Genomic DNA, 21177 nt, shown 5'->3' with positions numbered 1-21177 from the left:
AAAACGTATAACGTTAGTGTGTACTCACCCAAAAGGTCTCGATTCGGCTTAGGACGCTATAGATCAAAAGTTTATAGGCACAAGGTTATAACTTACAAAGTTATGATTGTTGAAGTAAACCATAGATGTTTTCCCTTGACACCCTAAAAAATTCTCCATAATAAAAATGATACTTTATAAGAATATAATTCATATATAAGCCTTATCTTTCTGCGCTACCTCCTGACATTCAAATCTCCTCATATGAAGCCTGTGATGTCTGTCTCTCGAAAAATAGTACCAGCGCCTTTACAGATTTTAAGCTAGATTACTATTTTTATTTACGATGTGATCAGCCAAAATTGTTTATATAATAATCTTATTATCATAATAACGAGCTGAATAATATGGAGAATAAAAATCAGTGCCGGCAATGCGCCGTTTGTGGAAAGAGCTTTCCCTTAAAAGATCTGGTGTCTGGTGAAGTCATTCGTAATGTGATCAGTGATGAAATTTTAAAAGATTATCCAGATTGGAATTACTTAAGCTTTATTTGTCGGGCAGATCTGGCAGATTATCGAATTAAATATGTACAGTCTCTTTTACGTTCAGAAAAGGGTGAACTCTCTAATTTAGAAAATGAAGTCATTGGTAGTATGCAACGCCATGAGTTGATTAGCCGAGATACCGAATCAGATTTTGATCAAAACTGGACATTTGGAGAAAAGCTAGCAGATAAGATCGCAACCTTTGGTGGTAGCTGGGCGTTCCTGATTTGTTTTGCTTTATTTTTGACAGGTTGGATTATTTTAAACACGGTGGTAATGGTTGTACGTCCTGTAGACCCTTATCCCTTTATCTTGCTGAATTTAGTTTTGTCATGCTTAGCTGCAATTCAAGCGCCTATTATTATGATGAGCCAAAATCGCCAAGAAGCCAAAGATCGGCTGCGTTCCCAACATGATTATCAAATTAATTTAAAAGCTGAGCTTGAAATTCGCCATTTGCATGAAAAAATGGATCACCTTTTGTCGCATCAGTGGGAAAGGCTTGCGCATATTCAAGAAATTCAGCTTGATCTTTTAGCCGAAATGAATAAAAAACGATAAAGTTTTTCCGAGTTTCACGTGGAACATGAGTAGAGTGCTATAGATTATTTTGCGGTAGGTCCGAAATTTCTTTATGATTTGCCGCCATGCTCCTTTGCTGTTTCTACGACCATGCCTTTAAACGACAACTTTGTTTACGCTCCACCACAAGATCCGCTTTCAGTTTTATTTGAAGATGACGATTTAATTGTGGTTGATAAACCTGCGGGTTTGTTGTCGGTCATGGGACGTTTACCTGAGCATCATGACAGTGCTTATTTACGGGTGCTGGAAAAGTTCCCTTTGGCTAAGGTCACCCATCGTTTAGATATGGCGACCTCAGGCTTGCTTATGTTTGCCAAGCATCGCGATGCAGAAGTTGCTGTAAGTAAAATGTTTCAGGCCAGAACAGTCAAAAAACACTATATTGCTTTGGTTCAAGGCCAAGTCGCACAAGAGGGAAGCGTTGAAGTTCCGCTCATTACCGACTGGGAAAATCGCCCAAGACAAATTGTACATTTTGAACTAGGAAAACACGCTAAAACCTTGTTTCAGCCTTTGGCTTATGACGTTCAAACAGATCAAAGTCGAGTATTGCTTGAACCGGTAACAGGGCGTTCGCATCAGCTACGCGTGCACATGATGCATATTGGCCATCCGATTATGGGTGACAAGCTTTATCACCCTGAACCTAAACGTTTTCACTTAAACCGCATGGCATTACATGCTGCATATTTGGCTTTCCAACATCCTTTGAAAGGAACAGATGTGGTGATTGAGTCGCAAGTACCTTTTTAAAATTTATACAATTAAAAAAATTAATTTGATGCAATTGGGAACGGAATATATACCCAAATTGCAATAAAAGTCGGGTATTCTTGATGTCGAATAATATTAATACTGCGACAACAACAAGGATCACTTTATGACTCGTGACTACGAACAATTTCCAGATGACGATAACGGCAACGTACTTTGGCAAATGGCTGAAGATGGGGATGATTTAACCGAGCTGCATGAAATTGAATTTTCTATTGCTTTTCAAGATCAGAAAAATGCAGAGCAATGCGCGCTCTATTTGCTTTACCAAGAACAAAAAGTTTCACTTTTCCAAGATGATTCTGTTGAGCCAAATGAATGGGTGATTACCATCTTTGTCAACATGGAACCTGAGTACTCAGATATTGTTGATTTAGAGCAATGGTTTGCCAGTATCGCTGAGAAATTTCAAGGCGAATATGATGGATGGGGCTGTATGGCTTATGTCTTCGAGGAAGGCGAAGATGAAGATGACCTGTTGCAGTAAGGTCTAAAATAAAGAGTAGGAGATAAATATGAACTTATCTCAAAAACAAATTGCAGTACGGTTTTTAGAGCTTGCCGCAGCTGGTGAAGTTGATGAAGCCTATAGCAATTACACTGCGCCGAACTTCAAGCATCACAACCCTTATTTTGCAGGTGATGCGACTTCTTTGAAGGAAGGGATGCGTGAAAGTGCAATTGAAACTCCTAACAAAGTCTTTGATGTTCAACATGTCATTGAAGAGGGTGATTTGGTTGCTGTACATTCAAAACTTGAAATGCAAATGAACGGCTTAACCACCTTGGCTGTGGTTCATATTTGTCGTTTTGAAAAGGGTAAAATTGCTGAGTTTTGGGATATCGGTCAAGTACAGCCCGACCCCCTCATCAATGAAAATGGTATGTTTTAATGAAAAGCCCGAAATAATTCGGGCTTTTTTATTTATGTATGAATTAAAACTTCCATTGTGCCGAGATTGAAGCATTAAGTGGTTCACCTGGTTGAACCCACAAATCGCTATAGCTTGAAACATAGTAAGTTTTATCAAACAGGTTGTTCACATTGAGCTGATAGCGTAAACGATCAGATGGGGCATAGTAGCCATTTAAATTGACCAATGTATAACTCGGTAAATTAAAGCCATTATCAAGGTTATGTCCGCTGCGCTCGCCAACATAGGTGAGGTTAGCTCCTACACCTGCTTTTCTCGGACCTTCTTGTAGAAATTCATAATTAGTACTTACGGAGCCTTGGTGTTTTGGAACATTGCTTAGACGTGCACCTTTTGCCAAGTCTTGGTCTTTTTCAATTTGGGCATAGGTATAACTATAGTTAGCATTGACGAACCAGCGGTCATTGATCTGACTATTTAAGTCAAACTCAAGCCCTTTACTACTGACTTCACCTGCTGCGGTTTGAAAGTTACTATCGATTGGGTCTGTCGTTAGCACGTTTTGTTTTTTCATTTTAAACAAAGCGAGACTCAGCACACTTTGGTCGTTTATTTTATATTTGGTACCGACCTCGTAGCTTTCGCCTTTTTCAGGAGCAAAAGTCTGTCCATTTCGGTTCATACCACTATTCATGGCAAATGAGCGACCATAGTTGGTATAAAAAGCCCATTGCTCAGAGGCTTTAAAATTTACTCCGAAACGCGGACTATTTTGATGAAGGGTCTGGTTACTTTCAGTCTGAGTTAGGTGATTCTTAAAATCTTGTTCGACCTGATCAAAACGGTTGCCGAAAAGCACACTCCACTGATCATTGAAAAAGATCTGGTCTTGTACATTAAGCGCAAAATAACGCTGCTGTTCTTTGGTGTTGGTAAACGGTGCTAGGTTTGGTAAATATTTGCCATATTCAGGTTGGTAAATATCAATTGTGTTTGGTGAGCCTGTGCTGTGGTTGCGACGAAGTTGGTTTTGTTTGTAGTCGAGTTGACCAAGCTCGGTTGAAAGTAAAATTTCATGACGAGCCCATGACGTATCAACCTTGCCAAGTAACTCTGTCTGAGCCAGCACATCTTCACTTGTATAATCACGATAGCGACGTTGACGCTCTAAAGTACGACCGTCAGCTTGTATGCGCCGTGGTTCGGTTGCAAAGCCAACCATTTGAGCATCTTTATAGTTGACCGCACTATTCAGTTTCCAGTCCGGGTTAAATTCGTGACTTAGACGTAATTGGTAAAAGTAATCTTTTATTTTCAAATCGCCATCGTCAGGTTCACCTGTAAAGGTTTTCGGGTCCATCACAAACTGGTGATTGACTGTGCTAACGCCACGGTCAAAGGTTCCTTTATGCTCTGTAAATTCACTGTCAAAGTCGAGTTGAGTTTGGTCAGAAATTTTCCATGTGAGCTGTGGTGAAAAGAACCAACGTTCACTGCTGACATGGTCGCGGAAGCTTTGATTATCTTCGTGAGCCACCGCTAAACGATAAGCCAGTTCATCGTTTATAGGGGCAGTATGTTCCAGACTAATTCGATATTGTTCTTGGGTATTGGCGCGTAGATTAAGTTCACTTCCGCTTTCCCACAGTGGTTTTTTACTATTGAGATTGAGTAAACCCCCTGTTTCGCCGCGACCATATAAAGCTGCCATTGGTCCTTTTAAAAACTCTAAAGATTCAATGTTCACTACATCTTTTGGCGCATTAATCCCTCGGTTTACACTTAAACCGTTTCGAATCATAGCCGCACCTAAATTGGGGTCGGTACTAAAACCACGGAAAGAATAGTTATCCCAAAAACCACCACCAAAACTATTTTGATGAAAAACTCCGCTCACCAAGCTTAATGCGTCATCAATCCGTTGAACGTCTTGTTGTTCCATTATTTGTTTAGAAAGATAAGCACGGTTAAAAGGGACATCTAAAACATCGTGAGTAAATTTAGTCGCCGAGCTATTTTGGCTCACATCTTCTCGGGTGCTTTCAGCCTGAACACGTATGGTCTCCAGTACCGTTGATGTTTCTTCTCCCCAAGTGAGTGTCGATATAAATGATAGACCTAACGAAGACAACAATCCTAATTTGTGTCGCATAAATAATCAGCCATAAAAGACAAAAGGAATTAAATGTAATAGTATAACGTTACATTATTTTGTTGATTACCGCTATGTCTATAGAAAAGAATATTGAACGTTTACAGTCGATTGATGCATTGCGTGGTCTGGTCATCATCATTATGTTGCTCGACCATGTAAGAGAAACTTTCTATTTACATAAACAAGTTACCGATCCAATGGACGTAACAGTAACAGAACCGGCTTTATTTGGCAGTCGATTATTGGCACATATTTGCGCTCCGGTTTTTGTACTTTTAACCGGAATTTCCGCTTTTTTATTTCAATCAAAAAAACAAGATTTACAGCAAACGCGTGCTTTTCTATTAAAACGTGGCTTATTTTTGATTGTGCTAGAGCTTACCCTTGTGAACTTTGCGTGGACAGCGACTTTTCCACCTGAAGTCATTTATTTACAGGTGATTTGGGCGATAGGTATTAGCATGGTGGTGTTAGCTTGCTGTGTAAGTTTGCCTTTGCCAATTCTTGCAGGTATAGCGTTGGTCATTATTTTTGGGCACAACCTGCTAGATTCAGTACACTTCTCACAAGGTATATTGCAAAATATATGGTTCGTTTTACATGACCGTGGCTGGCTTGAGTTTGCGGGCATAAAACTGCGTACAAGCTATCCTGTTTTGCCTTGGATTGGGGTGATTTTATTAGGTTACGTTTTAGGTCAGTTCTTTAGTTCAAAATATAATGCAAAGCAAAGAACCAGCGCTTTACTCAGCCTTGGTTTAGCAAGTATTGGGTTGTTTGTTTTACTACGTTTTATCAATGTCTATGGTGACCAGCCGTGGCAACATTTTGAGTCATTACAACTAACATTAATGAGCTTTTTTAACCTCACCAAGTATCCACCATCTTTACTGTTTATTTTGTTAAATGTTGGGATCGGTTTGATTGTGTTGGTTGCTTTTGAGCGAATGCAGCAATACTCGTTTTTAAAACCATTGGTGGTGTTTGGTTCAGTGCCTATGTTTTTTTATTTATTGCACTTATATGTTTTAAAATTGATCTATGTGTTTGCACTAAATATGTGGGGAGCTAACTACGGAAACTATTTGTCGGTCAACCATGTGTGGATGCTGTGGCTAATTACGATTGCGCTGTCTTTCGCCCTCTATCCAGCGGTTAAATGGTTCTCGAAATTTAAACATCAAAATAAACATATTTCGATTTTAAAATATTTCTAATTTTTAAAACGTGAGTAAAGCGAGTTCAATAATGCTCGCTTTACTTGCTTACATCGAGATATAGAGTTTCTTTCACTTCTTCCATGACGACATAACTGTGTGAAGATGCCGAAGCGGGAAGTTTCTTTAATAGATCACCTAATAAGCGGCGGTATGCGCTCATTTCTTTTAAACGCGCTTTTACAAGGTAGTCAAATTCACCTGAAATAAGATGACATTCGAGCACTTCAGGAATCTCAACGAGGTCTCTGGCCACTTGATCAAATACATCACCAGATTTGGCAGATAACTTAATTTCTAAAAACACGAGAAGGTTACGGTCTACGTAAGCTGGGTTTAGACGGGCGTAATAACCCATGATAATACCATCGCGCTCAAGGCGTTTTACACGCTCTGAACAAGGGGTGGTCGACAGGTTGACTCTCGATGCCAATTCACTAATCGCAATTCGTCCTTCACGCTGCAAAATGTCCAGAATCATGCGATCTATACGATCTAAGGGGCGCATAGATATTTCCTCTTTTTTTAAAATTCTCGCGAGAAAAACATAAATTTACCTAGATTATACCCTGAAAAACAGTGAAATAAACTATTGAAGCAGAAATATACTAGTGAAATAAACTGGTGTGCGTGAGGGAATGGAAATGCGCGTAATTGTTTTAGGTAGCGGCGTTATTGGAGTGGCAAGTGCCTATTATCTAGCTCAACAAGGAGCTGAGGTTACTGTTCTCGATCGCCAGTCAGGTCCTGCTGAAGAGACAAGTTTTGGTAACGCAGGGCAAATTTCGCCTGGGTATTCGACCCCTTGGGCAGCACCAGGAATTCCTTTTAAAGCTGTGAAGTGGATGTTCCAACACCATGCACCGCTTGCCATTAATTTAGATGGCAGCATGTGGCAGTTACAGTGGATGGCGCAAATGCTGAAAAACTGTAATCCACAAAGTTATGCTGTGAACAAAGAACGTATGATGCGCGTGGCTGAATACAGCCGTGATTGCTTACGTGAGCTTAGAAAAGATACAGGCATTAATTACGAAAACCGCGCTAAAGGTACTTTGCAGCTATTTCGTAAAGAAGCTCAAATGGAAGCGGTTCAACGCGACATTAGCGTGCTTGAAGAGTGCGGCGTAAGCTACGAATTATTAAATGGCAACGAACTTGGTCGTGTAGAACCAGCGTTGGCAAATACGCAAGATAAACTGGTTGGTGGTTTACATTTACCAAATGACGAGACAGGTGACTGTTATTTGTTTACCAATGCTTTAGCTCAAATTGCCAAAGAGTTGGGGGTTAACTTCCAGTTCAACCAAAACGTAGAAAAATTGATTGTAGAAGGCGATGAAATTAAGGGCGTTCAGGTCAATGGTAAGGTCTTAACTGCAGATCGTTATGTCCTAGCGTTTGGTAGCTATTCACGTGATTTCTTGAAACCACTTGATCTACAGTTGCCTGTATATCCTGTGAAAGGTTATTCGTTGACCATTCCTATTGTTGACCCTGCTTTTGCTCCGCAATCTACAGTGCTGGATGAAACCTATAAAATTGCGATTACTCGTTTCGACCAACGTATTCGCGTAGGCGGTATGGCAGAGTTAAGCGGTTTCAATTTAGGTTTAAATGAAGACCGCCGTGCAACTTTGCAAATGGTGACTCAGGACTTGTTCCCGGGCGGCGATATGGCACAGGCGTCTTTCTGGACTGGTTTGCGTCCAATGACGCCTGACAGTACTCCAATTATTGGTGCGACTCGCTTTAAAAATCTGTTCTTGAATACAGGTCACGGTACTTTAGGTTGGACCATGGCATGTGGTTCAGGAAAATTAATCAGTGACATCGTATTGAATCATAAGACTGAAATCAGTACCGATGGTCTTTCAATTCAGCGTTATTCACAAGCGCATGCTGCATAACGGACGTTAGGAAAGTAATCATGCCTCGTCCTATTACCGCAGTGATCCACCGTCAAGCCTTACAAAATAACTTGGCGGTGGTACGCAAGGCTATGCCAAATAGTAAGGTCTTTGCTGTTGTAAAAGCCAATGCTTATGGACACGGAATTGAACGTGTTTATGAGGCATTTAAAGCAGCAGATGGCTTTGCCTTACTTGATCTTGATGAAGCAAAACGAATTCGTGCTCTAGGTTGGACAGGTCCAATCTTGTTGCTCGAAGGGATTTTCTCTCCTCAAGATCTATTTGATTGTGTGCAATATCAGCTCAGTTTTACCATTCATAGTGAAGCGCAAATCGAGTGGGTTGAAAAGCATCCTTATCCTGCTCAATTTGATGTTTGCCTAAAAATGAACAGTGGTATGAACCGTCTCGGTTTTAAACCACAGCACTATGTGCAGGCTTGGGAACGTTTAAATAGCTTGGCAAATGTGTCCAAGATTACCCACATGATGCATTTTTCAGATGCAGATGGCGATCGTTTTGGCCAGCAGGGTATCGATTATCAAATTACTGCATTTGAAGAAATTATTAAAGATTTACCGGGTGAAAGGTCGGTAAGTAATAGCGCGGCAATTCTGCGTTATCAAGACCAGCTCAAATCAGACTATGCACGTAGCGGCATCATGCTCTATGGCAGCTCGCCAGACTACCCGACGCATAGTATTGCGGACTGGGGCTTACAACCGACCATGAGCTTACGCAGTGAAATTATTTCTGTTCAACATTTAGAACCGAATGAAAGTGTCGGTTATGGCTCAAACTTTGTGGCAGAACAGCCCATGACGATTGGGATTGTGGCTTGTGGTTATGCCGATGGTTATCAGCGTATTTCACCAACAGGTACGCCTGTTTTAGTGGACTCTGTCCTCACTCGTACAATTGGCCGCGTCAGCATGGATATGTTGGCAGTCGATTTAACAGGCATTGAGAGTGCCAAAGTCGGCAGTGAAGTCGTGCTTTGGGGCCAATCAAGTACAGGCGTCGTTTTACCTATTGATGATGTCGCAGTTTCATCCGGTACGGTGGGCTATGAACTGATGTGTGCTGTCACCGCCCGTGTTCAATTTATTAATCAGGTATAAGGAAATCCGAATGTCGAATTCAGATATACAAAAGATCAATACTAATGAAGTCATGAGCGCCGTGACTGTTTTTAACAAAGTAGTTTATCTGTCAGGTCAGGTCCCTAAAAATACCGAGCAAGACGTGGCAGGCCAAACTCGTGAAATTCTTGCAACGATTGATGAACTGTTGGCATTAGCCAATACAGATAAATCTCGCTTGCTCTCTGCGCAGCTCTATTTAAAAAATCTTTCTGACTTTTCAACTGTAAATGCAATTTGGGTTGACTGGTTAAAAGGGTGTGTTGCTCCATCACGTGCCACAATTCAGGCCGATTTGGTCAATCCTGACTGGCTCATTGAAATTGCCGTGACGGCAGCACAAAAGTAATTCGTTTTTACTCTAAAAATGATGATGTATCTAACAGAAGGAAGATAGATACGGTTTAACCAGTCATTTTTGGTGAACAGATTCAGTGACCTATGGCATACGGTTCAATTTTCGCCGTAGGTTGCTGATCTTAACAAAGGAATTCAAAAAGGAATTTTAATATGACAACGGCTCGTCATTCAGATACAGAAAATTCTCCTGATCATCTGCAACGAAAACTGTCTAACCGTCATTTACAACTGATTGCTATTGGCGGTGCAATTGGAACCGGCCTATTTATGGGTTCGGGCAAAACTATCTCCCTCGCTGGTCCTTCAATTCTTTTAATCTATATGATTATTGGAGGCATGTTCTTTTTCTTAATGCGTGCAATGGGCGAGTTGCTCCTTGCAAATCTGCATTACAAATCTTTTGTTGATATGGCTCATGACTTGATTGGTCCTTGGGCTGGTTATTATTTGGGCTGGACTTATTGGTTAGGCTGGGTGCTGGTCGGTATTGCGGACCTTTCAGCGGTCATTAACTATTTGAGCTTCTGGCTGCCCGATGGGACAAGCTTCTCTCCAATACAGCAGGCCATGATTAGTGCAGGCTGTGTATTGTTTGTGATGGGTCTTAACCTACTGACAGTACGCCTATTTGGTGAAATCGAATTCTGGTTTGCACTCATTAAGATTCTGGCCATTATTGGCCTGATTGGGGTGGGTGGCTATATGATTTTTAGCCATTTCCAAGCTCCGCAAGGCGCTGTAGCAAGTTTTAGTAACGTTTGGTCGCATGGCGGTTTATTCCCGAAAGGTACGGAAGGTTTCTTAGCAGGATTCCAGATTGCCGTGTTTGCTTTTGTCGGGGTTGAATTGGTTGGTACTACTGCTGCTGAAACCAAAGATCCCCAAAAGAACTTACCGAAAGCAATTAACGCGATTCCGGTACGTATTATTTTGTTCTATGTGCTCGCACTTTTTATTGTGATGTCAGTAACGCCTTGGGATCATATTCGTGCAGACAAAAGTCCGTTTGTTGAGTTGTTCTTAAATGCGGGTATTCCTGTTTCTGCCATCATCATGAACTTGGTGGTGCTATCTTCAGTCATGTCTTCAATGAACAGCGGCGTGTTTTCAACCAGTCGTATGCTGTTCGGTTTATCAAAAGATGGTCAGGCACCGGGAGCATTTGGTCGCTTATCAAAACGTGCAGTTCCGTCGAACGGCTTAATCTTCTCATGTATTTTTATTATGGGCGGGGCAGTGCTTCAGTACTTTGTTCCTAACACCATGGAAGCATTTACCTTGGCAAGTTCACTTTGTGTGATTCTATTCATTAGTGTCTGGAGTCTCATCATGGTGTGCTATTTACGCTATCGTAAATTACGTCCTGAATTACATGAAAAATCGACTTTCAAAATGCCGGGCGGCGTTTGGATGAGTTATATCGTTTTGGCATTTATGCTTTTCACTTTAGTCATCTTGGCGCTAGAACCCGATACTTTAAAGGCGTTATATGTCAGTCCAGTATGGTTAGTCATTTTAGGTGTTACCTATCATGTGTTGTATAAACCACGGATGAAAAAATTAGGACGTGAACTCGTCAACAATCATTAAGTTTTATTAAAAAGCCAATCAATTATGATTGGCTTTTTTTGTTTTTATTATATTTTTTATCGGAATAATATTGTTTATTTTTGGATCAATAGAGCAATTTGGAGGGTGTCGGAAAAGTACATCTAGCATAATCGCATGCTACACTTCGGCTAATCTGGAAACTCAGATTGGTTAACTAAAATTGCCGTGAAGGCACTACATAAATAATGTGACTTAAAAAAATCAGGACAAACGATTTATCAATTAAGGGAAAAATATACTTGAACATCTTGTCCTGAGGTATAGACTCAGCAACCCACGATATATGGTTCGTTTTTCTCCCTATAGGTTGCTGATTTAAATTAAGCAAAATATAAAAAGGACTTCTAATATGACAATGGTTCATCATTCTGATGAGGCAAGCTCCCCTGATCATTTACAACGGAAATTAAGTAATCGCCACTTACAATTGATTGCAATTGGCGGTGCAATTGGAACGGGCCTATTTATGGGCTCGGGCAAAACCATCTCCCTCGCAGGTCCTTCAATTCTCGTTATTTACATGTTAATTGGCGGGATGTTCTTTTTTCTAATGCGTGCATTAGGTGAATTATTACTTGCTAACTTACATTATAAGTCATTTGTTGATATGGCCTATGACTTGATTGGTCCATGGGCTGGTTATTATATCGGCTGGACCTATTGGTTAGGCTGGGTATTGGTGGGTATTGCGGACCTTTCAGCGGTTATTAACTATTTGAGTTTCTGGCTACCCGAAGGCGCCAGTTTCTCACCCATGCAACAGGCCATGATTAGTGCAGGCTGTGTACTATTCGTTTTAGGACTGAACTTGCTTACAGTGAAGCTATTTGGTGAAGTTGAATTCTGGTTTGCACTCATTAAGATTTTGGCGATTATTGGCTTAATTGGCGTGGGTGGCTACATGATCCTCACTCATTTCCAAGCCCCTCACGGTGATGTTGTGAGTATCAGCAATGTATGGTCACATGGCGGTATATTTCCAAAAGGTGTAAGCGGATTTTTGGCAGGTTTCCAGATTGCCGTGTTTGCCTTTATCGGCGTTGAACTGATTGGTACAACAGCGGCTGAAACGAAAGATCCACAAACCAACTTACCGAAAGCAATTAACGCGATTCCACTACGTATTATCCTGTTCTATGTGTTGGCACTTTTTGTCGTAATGTCAGTAACACCTTGGAATCACATCCGTGCAGATAAAAGTCCGTTTGTTGAATTGTTCTTAAATGCAGGTATTCCGATTTCAGCCATCATCATGAACTTGGTGGTGCTATCTTCAGTTATGTCTTCAATGAATAGCGGTGTGTTTTCAACCAGTCGTATGCTATTTGGTTTGTCAAAAGATGGTCAAGCGCCGAGTGCATTGGGACGTTTATCAAAGCGCGCAGTGCCATCGAACGGCTTAATCTTCTCATGTATTTTCATTATGGGTGGAGCAGTGCTTCAGTACTTTGTTCCAAACACAATGGAAGCATTTACTCTGGCAAGTTCACTTTGTGTGATTCTATTCATTAGTGTGTGGATTTTAATCATGGCGTGTTATTTACGTTATCGTAAAACTCGTCCTGAACTTCATGCCGCATCAACCTTTAAAATGCCGGGTGGTGTGTTGATGGCATACGTTGTTATCGCATTCTTCTTGTTTACTTTGGTGATTTTGGCACTCGAGCCAGATACATTAAAAGCGGTATATGTGAGTCCACTATGGTTGGTGGTTTTAAGCGTAACTTATTTTGTGTTCTATAAGCCACGTATAAGAAAATTAGCTCAAGAAACTTTTGATTAATGTTTCATAGTTTCAAAAAAGCCAATCATCAGTGATTGGCTTTTTTATTTAATATTTAATCAACTAACAAATGTTGGTATTTATCGGCTTGTTTACGTAAATAATCCCAAACTAACTTAATGCGCGGTTCATGTTGTAAATCAACAAAGGTCAGCATCCAGAAAGTATGGGTAAAGCGAACTTGCTGTTCTAATACTTCTTCGAGTTCAGGCTTATCATCTGCCAGAAACTTGGGCAAAATCGCAAGCCCCGCACCAGCGCTCACGGCAATTTGTTGAGCCAAAATACTGCTGCTACGGAAGTTGGCATTCAGTTTTAAAGGTAGCCGTTCTAGACAGTACAGTTCAGGGCTATATACCAGATCATCAATATAATTCACAAAACGGTGTTGGGTTAAATCTTCTAAACCACGAATGGGTGGGTTTTGTGCCAGATAGTTTTGGCTGCCATAAATTTTTAAGCAGTAGTCTGATAACCGCGTAATGATATAGGGGCCAGACGTTGGACGATCAATTGACACCACAATGTCTGCTTCACGGTGTGAGAGCTTAATCATTTTCGGCACAGGAATCAGGTCGATGGTGAGCAGTGGATATTGAATAGAGAACTCAGCCAGTAAGCGGGCCAAAAACGCAGTACCAAAACCTTCAGGTGTGCCAATTCGCACACGGCCTTGCAAAGGTTGATGTGGTTTTTCAATTTGTAAGAAAGCTTGTTCCATTTGCTCAACTCGAGGAACAAGTGCCATCCCTTCGAGTGTCAACTCATAACCCGTCGCTTCACGTTTAAACAACGTTGTACCCAAAGCAAGTTCTAGTGCCTGAATCCGTCTAGCCACCGTACTGTGCTCGACACCAATAATCCGCGCAGCATTGGTTAGGGTTTTAGTCCGAGCTAAAACCAGAAAAAAATGTAGATGATCCCAATCCACTTTCATTTTTGTTGTCATCCTTGTGCATATTTGCACAACAATCGTGCATGAATTTCCGTTGGTGGTCAAAGTTTTCTTTGCTAGTCTCAATTGAAACTGGAATAAAGAAAATACGATCAAGAAGTATTTTCTAATAATTGAACACAATAAAAATATGGCCTACGGAGAGGTTATGAACACAATCCAAAAAATCGAATTGGAAACCGCTAAATTACTCATTAACGGAAATTTTATCGAATCTGAAACACAGGAATGGCAAGACATTATTAACCCTGCAACTCAGGAAGTGATTGGTCGTGTACCATTTGCAACGGTTAAAGAAGTTGATGCTGCTATTCAAGCTGCACAAGATGCTTTTGCTTCTTGGCGTCAGACCCCAATTCAGGCACGCATGCGCATCATGCTCAAGTTACAAGACTTAATTCGTGCCAACATGAAAGAAATTGCGCAAGTACTAACGGCTGAACAAGGCAAAACCTTGACAGATGCTGAGGGTGATATTCAACGTGGTTTAGAAGTCGTTGAACATGCTTGTTCGATCGGTACCTTACAAATGGGTGAATATGTTGAAGGTGTCGCGCGTGGTGTAGACACGTATACCTTGCAACAACCTTTGGGTGTATGTGCGGGTATTACGCCGTTTAATTTCCCTGCCATGATTCCGCTTTGGATGTTTCCAATGGCAATCGTATGCGGCAATACCTTCGTTTTAAAACCATCAGAACAAGATCCGTTATCAACCATGATGCTGGTTGAACTTGCGATTCAAGCAGGTATTCCAGCAGGTGTGCTCAACGTTGTGCATGGCGGTAAAGAAGTGGTTGATCGTTTGTGTACGCATAAAGACATTAAAGCGATTTCATTTGTAGGTTCAACTGCGGTTGGCACACATGTTTATAACCTTGCAGGACAACATGGTAAGCGCGTGCAGTCGATGATGGGCGCAAAAAACCATGTTGTGGTCATGCCTGATGCCAATAAAGAACAAACATTAAATGCTTTAGTCGGTGCAGCGTTTGGTGCGGCTGGGCAACGTTGTATGGCATTGTCTGTTGCAGTTATGGTTGGCGACAGCAAACAGTGGATTCAAGAGTTAGTTGAAAAAGCGAAAACCTTAAAAGTAAACGCAGGCCATGAGCCAAATACTGACATTGGGCCAGTGATTTCAAAACGTGCTAAAGCGCGTGTGCTTGACTTGATTAATAGCGGTGTAGAGCAAGGTGCAGAAATGCTCCTCGATGGTCGTGATGTTCAAGTACAAGGCTATGAGTCTGGTAACTTTGTCGGCGCGACGATTTTTAGTGGCGTAAATACCGACATGCGTATTTATAAAGAAGAAATCTTTGGCCCTGTTCTTTCTATTATTTGTGTAGACACACTTGACGAAGCTATTGCTCTTATCAATGCCAACCCATTTGGTAACGGTGTCGGTCTATTTACACAAAGTGGTGCCATTGCACGTACTTTCCAAAACCTGATTGATATTGGTCAAGTCGGTATCAATATTCCAATTCCTGTGCCAGTACCTTTCTTTAGTTTTACCGGTTCAAGAGGTTCAAAACTTGGTGATTTGGGACCATATGGCAAACAAGCTGTGCAGTTCTATACTCAGACCAAAACGATTACCAGTCGCTGGTTTGAAGATAGCCATGAAGTTGGCGGTGTAAATACAACTATTAGTTTACGTTAAGGGGATCACGGATGAATATCGCCTTTATCGGTCTAGGGAATATGGGCGGCAGAATGGCCCAAAACCTACTCAAAGCCGGGCTCAAAGTTTATGGTTATGACCTCAGTGAAGTCGCGATTCAGCACTTTGCCGAGGCAGGTGGTGTGGTATGTGACAGCCCGCAGACAGCAGCAAAACAAGCTGATGTGGTCATTACTATGTTACCTGCAGCCAAGCATGTTAAAGAAGTTTACTTGGGTGAAAATGGTGTATTGGAAGTGCTAAAAGCAGGTAGCTTATGCATTGATAGCAGTACCATTGACCCACAAACCATTAAAGACATTGCCGCTGTTGCAGAGAGCAAAAAAATTAAAATCTGTGATGCACCAGTTTCAGGTGGAACTATTGGTGCTCAAGCAGGAACTCTAACCTTCATGGTAGGTGCCGATGATCAAACCTTTAATGAAGTAAAACCTGTGCTTAATCATATGGGCAAAAATATTGTTCATTGTGGTGATGTAGGTGCAGGCCAAATTGCCAAAATCTGCAATAACCTGATTTTAGGTATTTCAATGGCTGCTGTTGCCGAAGGTATGGCGCTGGGCGTGAAGTTAGGTATCGACCCACAAGCATTAGCAGGCGTCATTAACACCTCAAGTGGCCGTTGCTGGAGTTCGGATGTATGCAATCCATGGCCGCATATTAATGAAAATGCGCCAGCATCTCGAGGCTATCAAGATGGCTTTGCCACTCAGCTGATGCTGAAAGATTTGGGTCTTGCGGTAGAAGCGGCAGGGCAAGTGAAACAACCTGTGGTGTTGGGTGGTATGGTGCAACAGCTGTATCAGCAAATGTGCATGCGCGGTAATGCTAATCTTGATTTTTCGAGCATTATTCAGCAATACCTGCCACAAGAGGCATAACGACAAAGCCAAAGGATGGCTTTAAACACATTAAACTCTGTCGTGAATAACAACAAATCCGGACTGAGGGAAAAGATATGATGGATTATCAAAATGCTGCACAGGTTTTCGATTTAGAAAGTACTGCAAAACAAATGTTATCAGGTTCACTTGATGCCTTAAATGCTTGTTATGAATGCTGTGATCGACACGCAGATGGCGACAAAATTGCGCTGTATTGGCAAGGAAAAGACGGACGAAAAGAGCAATATACCTTCCGTGAATTAAAAGAATGGTCGAGTCAGTTTGCTAACTTCTTAAAATCACAAGGTGTAAAAGCGGGTGACCGTATTTCAGGGCTATTACCAAGAACACCTGAACTGATCGTGACTATTTTTGCAGCTTGGCGAATTGGTGCAGTTTATCAACCACTCTTTACTGCGTTTGGTCCAAAAGCGATTGAGCACCGTATTCAGCTTGCACAAAGTAAGCTGGTGGTGACCGACATGGGCAACCGTAGCAAGCTTGATGAAATTGAAAATTGCCCTGCAATTGTGACGGTGGCCGATGTACAAGGTACTCCGCTCAAAGCAGGTGATTTTAATTTCTGGAATGAAGTGAAGCAGCAGTCCGATCAATGTGATCTGGTCATGCGTAGCATCCAAGATCCATTTTTACTCATGTTTACGTCTGGTACTACAGGTCCTGCTAAACCATTGGAAGTGCCTTTAAAAGCATTGATTGCCTTTGGGCGATATATGCAAGATGCCATTGGGTTAACCGAAGATGACTCTTTCTGGAATATTGCCGATCCGGGTTGGGCATATGGTCTGTACTATGCGATTACTGGGCCGTTATTCTTGGGTCACGCTACCTTGTTCTATGAAGGTGGTTTCAGCACAGATAGTTTATGCCAAATTGTGAAAGATTATAAAATTAACAACTTGGCAGGTGCTCCAACGGCTTACCGTATGATGATGGCAGCGGATCCAGCACAAATGGCGCCATTAAAAGGACAGTTCCGTGTGGTGAGTAGTGCAGGCGAGCCACTTAACCCAGAAGTAATTCGCTGGTTTAAACAAGTGCTTGATGCTCCGATTTATGATCACTATGGACAAACTGAAGTGGGCATGGTGGTGTGTAATCATCATGGTTTAAAACATGAAATTCATGCTGGTTCAGCAGGTTTCCCAAGTCCGGGCTACCGTGTTGCGATTGTCAATGAACAAGGTGAAGAACTTCCAGCGGACACCCCAGGAATTTTAGCAGTCGATATTAGCCAGTCTCCAATGATGTGGTTTGGCGGCTATAAAGAAAGCCGTAAATCACCTTTTGTTGGTCATTACTATTTAACTGGTGACACTGCCGAGCTTCATGCTGATGGCAGCATGAGCTTTGTAGGGCGCAGTGATGATGTAATCACCACATCGGGTTACCGCATTGGTCCGTTCGATGTAGAGAGTGCTTTACTCGAACATGAAGCGGTGGTTGAAGCAGCAGTGATTGGTGTACCTGACCCAGACCGTACCGAAATCGTTAAGGCATTCGTGATTTTAGCCGCAGATGCGCAACCTTCAGAGGCACTTGCTGAACAACTTAGCCAATTTGTAAAAAAACGACTTTCTGCACATGCTTACCCACGTTTAGTTGAATTTGTGAGTGAATTACCTAAAACTCCAAGTGGCAAAATTCAGCGCTTTTTACTGCGCAATCAAGAAATTGCTAAACAACAAGCTAAAGCAGGGTAAAGGAAATAACAATGCAATTTACCGAAGAACAATTACTCATTCGTGATATGGCGAAAAGTTTCGCTCAAGAACAAATCAAACCCAATGCCAGTGATTGGGACCGAGACGGAACATTCCCGAAAGACACATTGGCTCAAATGGGTCAACTCGGTTTTATGGGAATGCTTGTTTCAGAGCAATGGGGTGGTTCAGATACAGGTAACTTGGCGTATGTACTGGCGCTTGAAGAAGTTGCCGCAGCCGATGGCGCAACCTCGACCATCATGAGTGTACATAACTCGGTTGGTTGTGTGCCTATTTTGAAGTTTGGTACCGATGAGCAAAAAGAGCGTTTTTTAAAACCTTTAGCACAAGGTGAAATGATCGGCGCTTTTGCTTTAACCGAACCGCATACAGGTTCAGATGCAGCAGCCATTAAGACCCGTGCAGTAAAAGATGGAGATGATTACATTTTAAATGGTGCCAAGCAGTTTATTACCTCGGGTGATAATGCAGGCGTGATTATTGTGTTTGCAGTAACCGACCCAAGTGCAGGCAAAAAGGGGATTAGTGCATTTTTAGTCCCACGTGAAACACCGGGTTACGAAGTAATTCGTGTTGAAGAAAAACTCGGTCTGCATGCTTCAGATACGTGTCAGATTGCACTGACAGATGTACGCATCCATAAAAGCTTAATGCTAGGTAAAGAAGGCGAAGGTCTGAAAATTGCTCTTGCCAATTTAGAGGGTGGACGTATTGGTATTGCTGCACAAGCAGTCGGTTTAGCACGTGCGGCGCTCGAAGAAGCAACCCGTTATGCCAAAGAGCGTATTACTTTTGGAAAACCAATTTTTGAGCATCAAACCATCGCATTTCGCCTTGCCAGTATGGCAACTGAAATTGAAGCAGCAAGACAACTGGTTCACTACGCTGCGCGTTTAAAAGAAGCAGGACAACCGTGTTTGAATGAAGCTTCAATGGCCAAGCTATTTGCTTCAGAAATGACTGAGCGAGTGTGCTCGAGCGCGCTACAAGTGTTTGGTGGCTATGGTTACCTGAGAGACTTTCCAATTGAGCGTATCTATCGTGATGCCCGTATTTGTCAAATTTACGAAGGCACAAGTGATATCCAACGTTTAGTGATTGCACGTAGTCTATAAAATCAGAACAAGGAATAAATAATGCAGTGGCAAAGTATTTTATTAGAAAAGCGTAATGGGGTTGGACTGATTACATTAAATCGCCCTCAAGCGCTCAATGCTTTAAACAGTGAATTAATTGATGAAATTAATCAGGCATTAGATCAGCTCGAAAAAGACCGCGAAATTGGTTGTATGGTATTGGCAGGTTCTGAAAAGGCCTTTGCCGCAGGGGCCGACATTAAAGAAATGGCTGATTTAGCATTCCCTGATATTTATTTTGATGACTTTTTCCATCTTGCAGACCGTATTGCACAGCGCCGTAAACCTTTAATTGCAGCAGTGAGCGGCTATGCGTTAGGTGGCGGCTGTGAATTGGCACTCATGTGTGACTTTATCTATTGTGCTGACAACGCCAAGTTTGGTTTACCTGAAGTGACTTTAGGCGTAATTCCAGGTATTGGTGGCACACAGCGCTTAACCCATGCAATTGGTAAAGCCAAAGCGATGGAAATGTGTTTTACTGCTCGTCAAATGGGCGCTGTAGAAGCAGAGCAAAGTGGTTTGGTTGCACGTGTGTTTAGCAAAGAAGAATTACTTGAACAAACTTTGCAAGCTGCAGAGAAAATTGCAGCACGATCTTTAACTGCCAACATAATGCTCAAAGAAACGATTAACCGAGCTTTTGAGGTGAATCTCACCGAAGGCCTACGTTTTGAAAGACGTATGTTCCATTCAATTTTTGCAACATCTGACCAAAAAGAAGGAATGCAGGCTTTCGTTGAAAAACGAAAGGCGAATTTTAAAAATCAATAAGAGATCAATAAAATGAATACAGAAAATCACTTAATGATTGAGCAACAAGGTAAGCTCGGCGTGATTACCTTAGACCGTGTGACTCATCTCAATGCATTGTCGCTAGATATGATTGAAGGCATTGGTGCCCAATTGGAACTTTGGCGAAATGATGCTGCTGTTCAGGCTATCTTAATCAAATCGAATAGTCCAAAAGCCTTCTGTGCAGGGGGAGATATCCGCTATCTCTACGACAGTTATAAAAATGGCACGGCCGATTACAAAGGTTACTTTAGTGCCGAATATAAAATGCTCAATACAATGCGTGAATATACAAAGCCAATTATTGTTGTACTTGATGGCTATGTATTAGGTGGCGGTTTTGGCTTGGCTCAGGCTTGTCACATTGTGGTAAGCAGCGAAAAGTCTAGATTTGCCATGCCTGAAACAGCGATTGGTTTCTTCCCAGACGTTGGTGCAACACATTTCCTGTCTCGTCTTGATGATATCGGCGTTTATATGGCCATTACGGGGGAGCAGATCAGCAGTAGTGATGCGCTTTACCTCGATTTAATTGACTACCATGTGCCAAGCGAGCAGTTACAAGCTTTGCAAGATGCTCTCGTTGAAGCACCAAGTTTAAGCAAAGAGGGAATTGAACGCATCATTACCCGATTTATTACTCGTCCTGCTGAAAGTGAACTCAAACAATTGGCAGAAGGTATTCGTAAACACTTCGGATATCAGCATTTAGATGAAATCGAGCAAAGTCTTGGAAATGAACAAGATGAAAGCTTAAAAACTTGGGCAAGCAAGATGCTCAGCATTTTGCAGCAGCGCTCATTTATTGCCAAACAAACCAGTTTGAAACTGCAACATTTAGGCCGTGGGCTTTCTTTACCGCAGTGTATGCAGCTTGAACGTGATTTACAGGACATCTGGTTTGAGCATGGTGACTTTATTGAAGGTGTTCGTGCACTCATTGTCGATAAAGATAAACAACCACAGTGGCAAGAACGTAATCCGGAGCTAGAGCAAATTTTAGAAAAATTGAGCTAAACCGTATTACAAA

At 41.8% G+C, this 21177-nt stretch carries 19 protein-coding genes; 16 read left to right on the top strand and 3 right to left on the bottom strand.

The window, feature by feature from the left end:
• The first annotated feature begins 386 nt into the window (after positions 1 to 386).
• The 4 genes from SOI81_RS16835 (at position 387) to SOI81_RS16820 (ending at position 2779) form a co-directional block, all read left to right on the top strand.
• Positions 387 to 1088: a DUF1003 domain-containing protein gene (locus tag SOI81_RS16835; RefSeq protein ID WP_320541013.1), complete on the top strand. Its 702-nt coding sequence runs from the start codon at positions 387 to 389 to the stop codon at positions 1086 to 1088.
• 111 nt (positions 1089 to 1199) lie between these two features.
• Positions 1200 to 1865 carry an RluA family pseudouridine synthase gene (locus tag SOI81_RS16830; protein WP_224993633.1) on the top strand — a complete coding sequence of 222 codons (666 nt, stop codon included), beginning with the start codon at positions 1200 to 1202 and terminating at the stop codon, positions 1863 to 1865.
• A gap of 127 nt (positions 1866 to 1992) precedes the next feature.
• Positions 1993 to 2373, top strand: a complete 381-nt coding sequence (locus tag SOI81_RS16825; RefSeq protein ID WP_016144003.1) for a ribonuclease E inhibitor RraB — start codon at positions 1993 to 1995, stop codon at positions 2371 to 2373.
• A gap of 28 nt (positions 2374 to 2401) precedes the next feature.
• Positions 2402 to 2779, top strand: coding sequence for a nuclear transport factor 2 family protein (locus SOI81_RS16820; RefSeq protein ID WP_057067789.1), 378 nt, complete (start codon positions 2402 to 2404; stop codon positions 2777 to 2779).
• Between the two features lie 43 nt (positions 2780 to 2822).
• Here SOI81_RS16820 and SOI81_RS16815 read toward each other — a convergent pair whose 3' ends face one another.
• Positions 2823 to 4913 carry a TonB-dependent siderophore receptor gene (locus SOI81_RS16815; protein ID WP_320541012.1) on the bottom strand — a complete coding sequence of 697 codons (2091 nt, stop codon included), beginning with the start codon at positions 4911 to 4913 and terminating at the stop codon, positions 2823 to 2825.
• Between the two features lie 74 nt (positions 4914 to 4987).
• On the opposite strand from SOI81_RS16815, the gene SOI81_RS16810 reads away from it, so the two are divergent.
• A complete protein-coding gene (locus SOI81_RS16810) occupies positions 4988 to 6133 on the top strand; it encodes a DUF1624 domain-containing protein (RefSeq protein WP_239976231.1) in 1146 nt (381 codons plus the stop codon).
• Positions 6134 to 6173: 40 nt separating this feature from the next.
• Here the strand turns inward: SOI81_RS16810 and SOI81_RS16805 are convergent, their stop codons facing one another.
• Positions 6174 to 6641 (bottom strand): Lrp/AsnC ligand binding domain-containing protein, encoded by a 468-nt coding sequence (locus SOI81_RS16805; RefSeq protein WP_001247568.1) that lies wholly within the window; start codon positions 6639 to 6641, stop codon positions 6174 to 6176.
• 136 nt (positions 6642 to 6777) lie between these two features.
• Between SOI81_RS16805 and dadA the strand changes: the two genes are divergently transcribed.
• The 5 genes from dadA (at position 6778) to SOI81_RS16780 (ending at position 12942) form a co-directional block, all read left to right on the top strand.
• Positions 6778 to 8043 (top strand): D-amino acid dehydrogenase, encoded by a 1266-nt coding sequence (gene dadA, locus SOI81_RS16800; RefSeq protein WP_239969003.1) that lies wholly within the window; start codon positions 6778 to 6780, stop codon positions 8041 to 8043.
• Between the two features lie 20 nt (positions 8044 to 8063).
• Positions 8064 to 9167: an alanine racemase gene (alr, locus tag SOI81_RS16795; protein WP_239976232.1), complete on the top strand. Its 1104-nt coding sequence runs from the start codon at positions 8064 to 8066 to the stop codon at positions 9165 to 9167.
• A gap of 10 nt (positions 9168 to 9177) precedes the next feature.
• Entirely contained in the window at positions 9178 to 9537 is a 360-nt protein-coding gene (locus SOI81_RS16790) for a RidA family protein (protein ID WP_000071347.1), read from the top strand.
• 161 nt (positions 9538 to 9698) lie between these two features.
• Positions 9699 to 11138: an amino acid permease gene (locus SOI81_RS16785; RefSeq protein ID WP_239976233.1), complete on the top strand. Its 1440-nt coding sequence runs from the start codon at positions 9699 to 9701 to the stop codon at positions 11136 to 11138.
• A gap of 370 nt (positions 11139 to 11508) precedes the next feature.
• Positions 11509 to 12942, top strand: a complete 1434-nt coding sequence (locus SOI81_RS16780; protein WP_239976234.1) for an amino acid permease — start codon at positions 11509 to 11511, stop codon at positions 12940 to 12942.
• Positions 12943 to 12997: 55 nt separating this feature from the next.
• Here the strand turns inward: SOI81_RS16780 and mauR are convergent, their stop codons facing one another.
• Positions 12998 to 13879: a LysR family transcriptional regulator gene (mauR, locus tag SOI81_RS16775; protein ID WP_016142532.1), complete on the bottom strand. Its 882-nt coding sequence runs from the start codon at positions 13877 to 13879 to the stop codon at positions 12998 to 13000.
• Positions 13880 to 14045: 166 nt separating this feature from the next.
• On the opposite strand from mauR, the gene mmsA reads away from it, so the two are divergent.
• From mmsA to hibcH, 6 genes are all read left to right on the top strand, one after another.
• Positions 14046 to 15563 carry a CoA-acylating methylmalonate-semialdehyde dehydrogenase gene (gene mmsA, locus SOI81_RS16770; RefSeq protein WP_320541011.1) on the top strand — a complete coding sequence of 506 codons (1518 nt, stop codon included), beginning with the start codon at positions 14046 to 14048 and terminating at the stop codon, positions 15561 to 15563.
• Positions 15564 to 15574: 11 nt separating this feature from the next.
• Complete coding sequence (gene mmsB, locus SOI81_RS16765; RefSeq protein ID WP_239976235.1) at positions 15575 to 16465, top strand: 3-hydroxyisobutyrate dehydrogenase; 891 nt, start codon at positions 15575 to 15577, stop codon at positions 16463 to 16465.
• A 77-nt stretch (positions 16466 to 16542) separates the two neighbouring features.
• Entirely contained in the window at positions 16543 to 18192 is a 1650-nt protein-coding gene (locus SOI81_RS16760; RefSeq protein WP_239968998.1) for an AMP-binding protein, read from the top strand.
• Between the two features lie 11 nt (positions 18193 to 18203).
• The gene (locus tag SOI81_RS16755) at positions 18204 to 19331 is read left to right on the top strand and encodes an acyl-CoA dehydrogenase family protein (RefSeq protein WP_239968997.1); all 1128 of its coding nucleotides are present in this window, start codon (positions 18204 to 18206) and stop codon (positions 19329 to 19331) included.
• Positions 19332 to 19352: 21 nt separating this feature from the next.
• A complete protein-coding gene (locus tag SOI81_RS16750) occupies positions 19353 to 20126 on the top strand; it encodes an enoyl-CoA hydratase (protein WP_239976237.1) in 774 nt (257 codons plus the stop codon).
• A gap of 12 nt (positions 20127 to 20138) precedes the next feature.
• The gene (gene hibcH, locus SOI81_RS16745) at positions 20139 to 21164 is read left to right on the top strand and encodes an enoyl-CoA hydratase/isomerase family protein (protein ID WP_239976239.1); all 1026 of its coding nucleotides are present in this window, start codon (positions 20139 to 20141) and stop codon (positions 21162 to 21164) included.
• Positions 21165 to 21177: the final 13 nt, after the last annotated feature.

The organism is Acinetobacter pittii (assembly GCF_034067285.1).
GTDB lineage: Bacteria > Pseudomonadota > Gammaproteobacteria > Pseudomonadales > Moraxellaceae > Acinetobacter > Acinetobacter pittii_E.
The sequence above is the reverse complement of the archived record's forward strand: the minus strand, read 5'-3'. Positions and strand labels throughout refer to the sequence as shown.

Excerpts from the sequence above, each read along its gene's own strand:
- SOI81_RS16810 (WP_239976231.1), top strand. The coding sequence starts at position 4,988 with ATGTCTATAGAAAAGAATATTGAACGTTTACAGTCGATTGATGCATTG.
- SOI81_RS16790 (WP_000071347.1), top strand. The coding sequence starts at position 9,178 with ATGTCGAATTCAGATATACAAAAGATCAATACTAATGAAGTCATGAGC.
- SOI81_RS16825 (WP_016144003.1), top strand. The coding sequence starts at position 1,993 with ATGACTCGTGACTACGAACAATTTCCAGATGACGATAACGGCAACGTA.
- mauR (WP_016142532.1), bottom strand. The coding sequence starts at position 13,879 with ATGAAAGTGGATTGGGATCATCTACATTTTTTTCTGGTTTTAGCTCGG.
- SOI81_RS16815 (WP_320541012.1), bottom strand. The coding sequence starts at position 4,913 with ATGCGACACAAATTAGGATTGTTGTCTTCGTTAGGTCTATCATTTATA.
- SOI81_RS16805 (WP_001247568.1), bottom strand. The coding sequence starts at position 6,641 with ATGCGCCCCTTAGATCGTATAGATCGCATGATTCTGGACATTTTGCAG.
- SOI81_RS16785 (WP_239976233.1), top strand. The coding sequence starts at position 9,699 with ATGACAACGGCTCGTCATTCAGATACAGAAAATTCTCCTGATCATCTG.
- SOI81_RS16820 (WP_057067789.1), top strand. The coding sequence starts at position 2,402 with ATGAACTTATCTCAAAAACAAATTGCAGTACGGTTTTTAGAGCTTGCC.
- mmsB (WP_239976235.1), top strand. The coding sequence starts at position 15,575 with ATGAATATCGCCTTTATCGGTCTAGGGAATATGGGCGGCAGAATGGCC.
- SOI81_RS16830 (WP_224993633.1), top strand. The coding sequence starts at position 1,200 with ATGCCTTTAAACGACAACTTTGTTTACGCTCCACCACAAGATCCGCTT.
- SOI81_RS16780 (WP_239976234.1), top strand. The coding sequence starts at position 11,509 with ATGACAATGGTTCATCATTCTGATGAGGCAAGCTCCCCTGATCATTTA.
- SOI81_RS16835 (WP_320541013.1), top strand. The coding sequence starts at position 387 with ATGGAGAATAAAAATCAGTGCCGGCAATGCGCCGTTTGTGGAAAGAGC.
- SOI81_RS16760 (WP_239968998.1), top strand. The coding sequence starts at position 16,543 with ATGATGGATTATCAAAATGCTGCACAGGTTTTCGATTTAGAAAGTACT.
- hibcH (WP_239976239.1), top strand. The coding sequence starts at position 20,139 with ATGAATACAGAAAATCACTTAATGATTGAGCAACAAGGTAAGCTCGGC.
- dadA (WP_239969003.1), top strand. The coding sequence starts at position 6,778 with ATGCGCGTAATTGTTTTAGGTAGCGGCGTTATTGGAGTGGCAAGTGCC.
- SOI81_RS16755 (WP_239968997.1), top strand. The coding sequence starts at position 18,204 with ATGCAATTTACCGAAGAACAATTACTCATTCGTGATATGGCGAAAAGT.
- alr (WP_239976232.1), top strand. The coding sequence starts at position 8,064 with ATGCCTCGTCCTATTACCGCAGTGATCCACCGTCAAGCCTTACAAAAT.
- mmsA (WP_320541011.1), top strand. The coding sequence starts at position 14,046 with ATGAACACAATCCAAAAAATCGAATTGGAAACCGCTAAATTACTCATT.
- SOI81_RS16750 (WP_239976237.1), top strand. The coding sequence starts at position 19,353 with ATGCAGTGGCAAAGTATTTTATTAGAAAAGCGTAATGGGGTTGGACTG.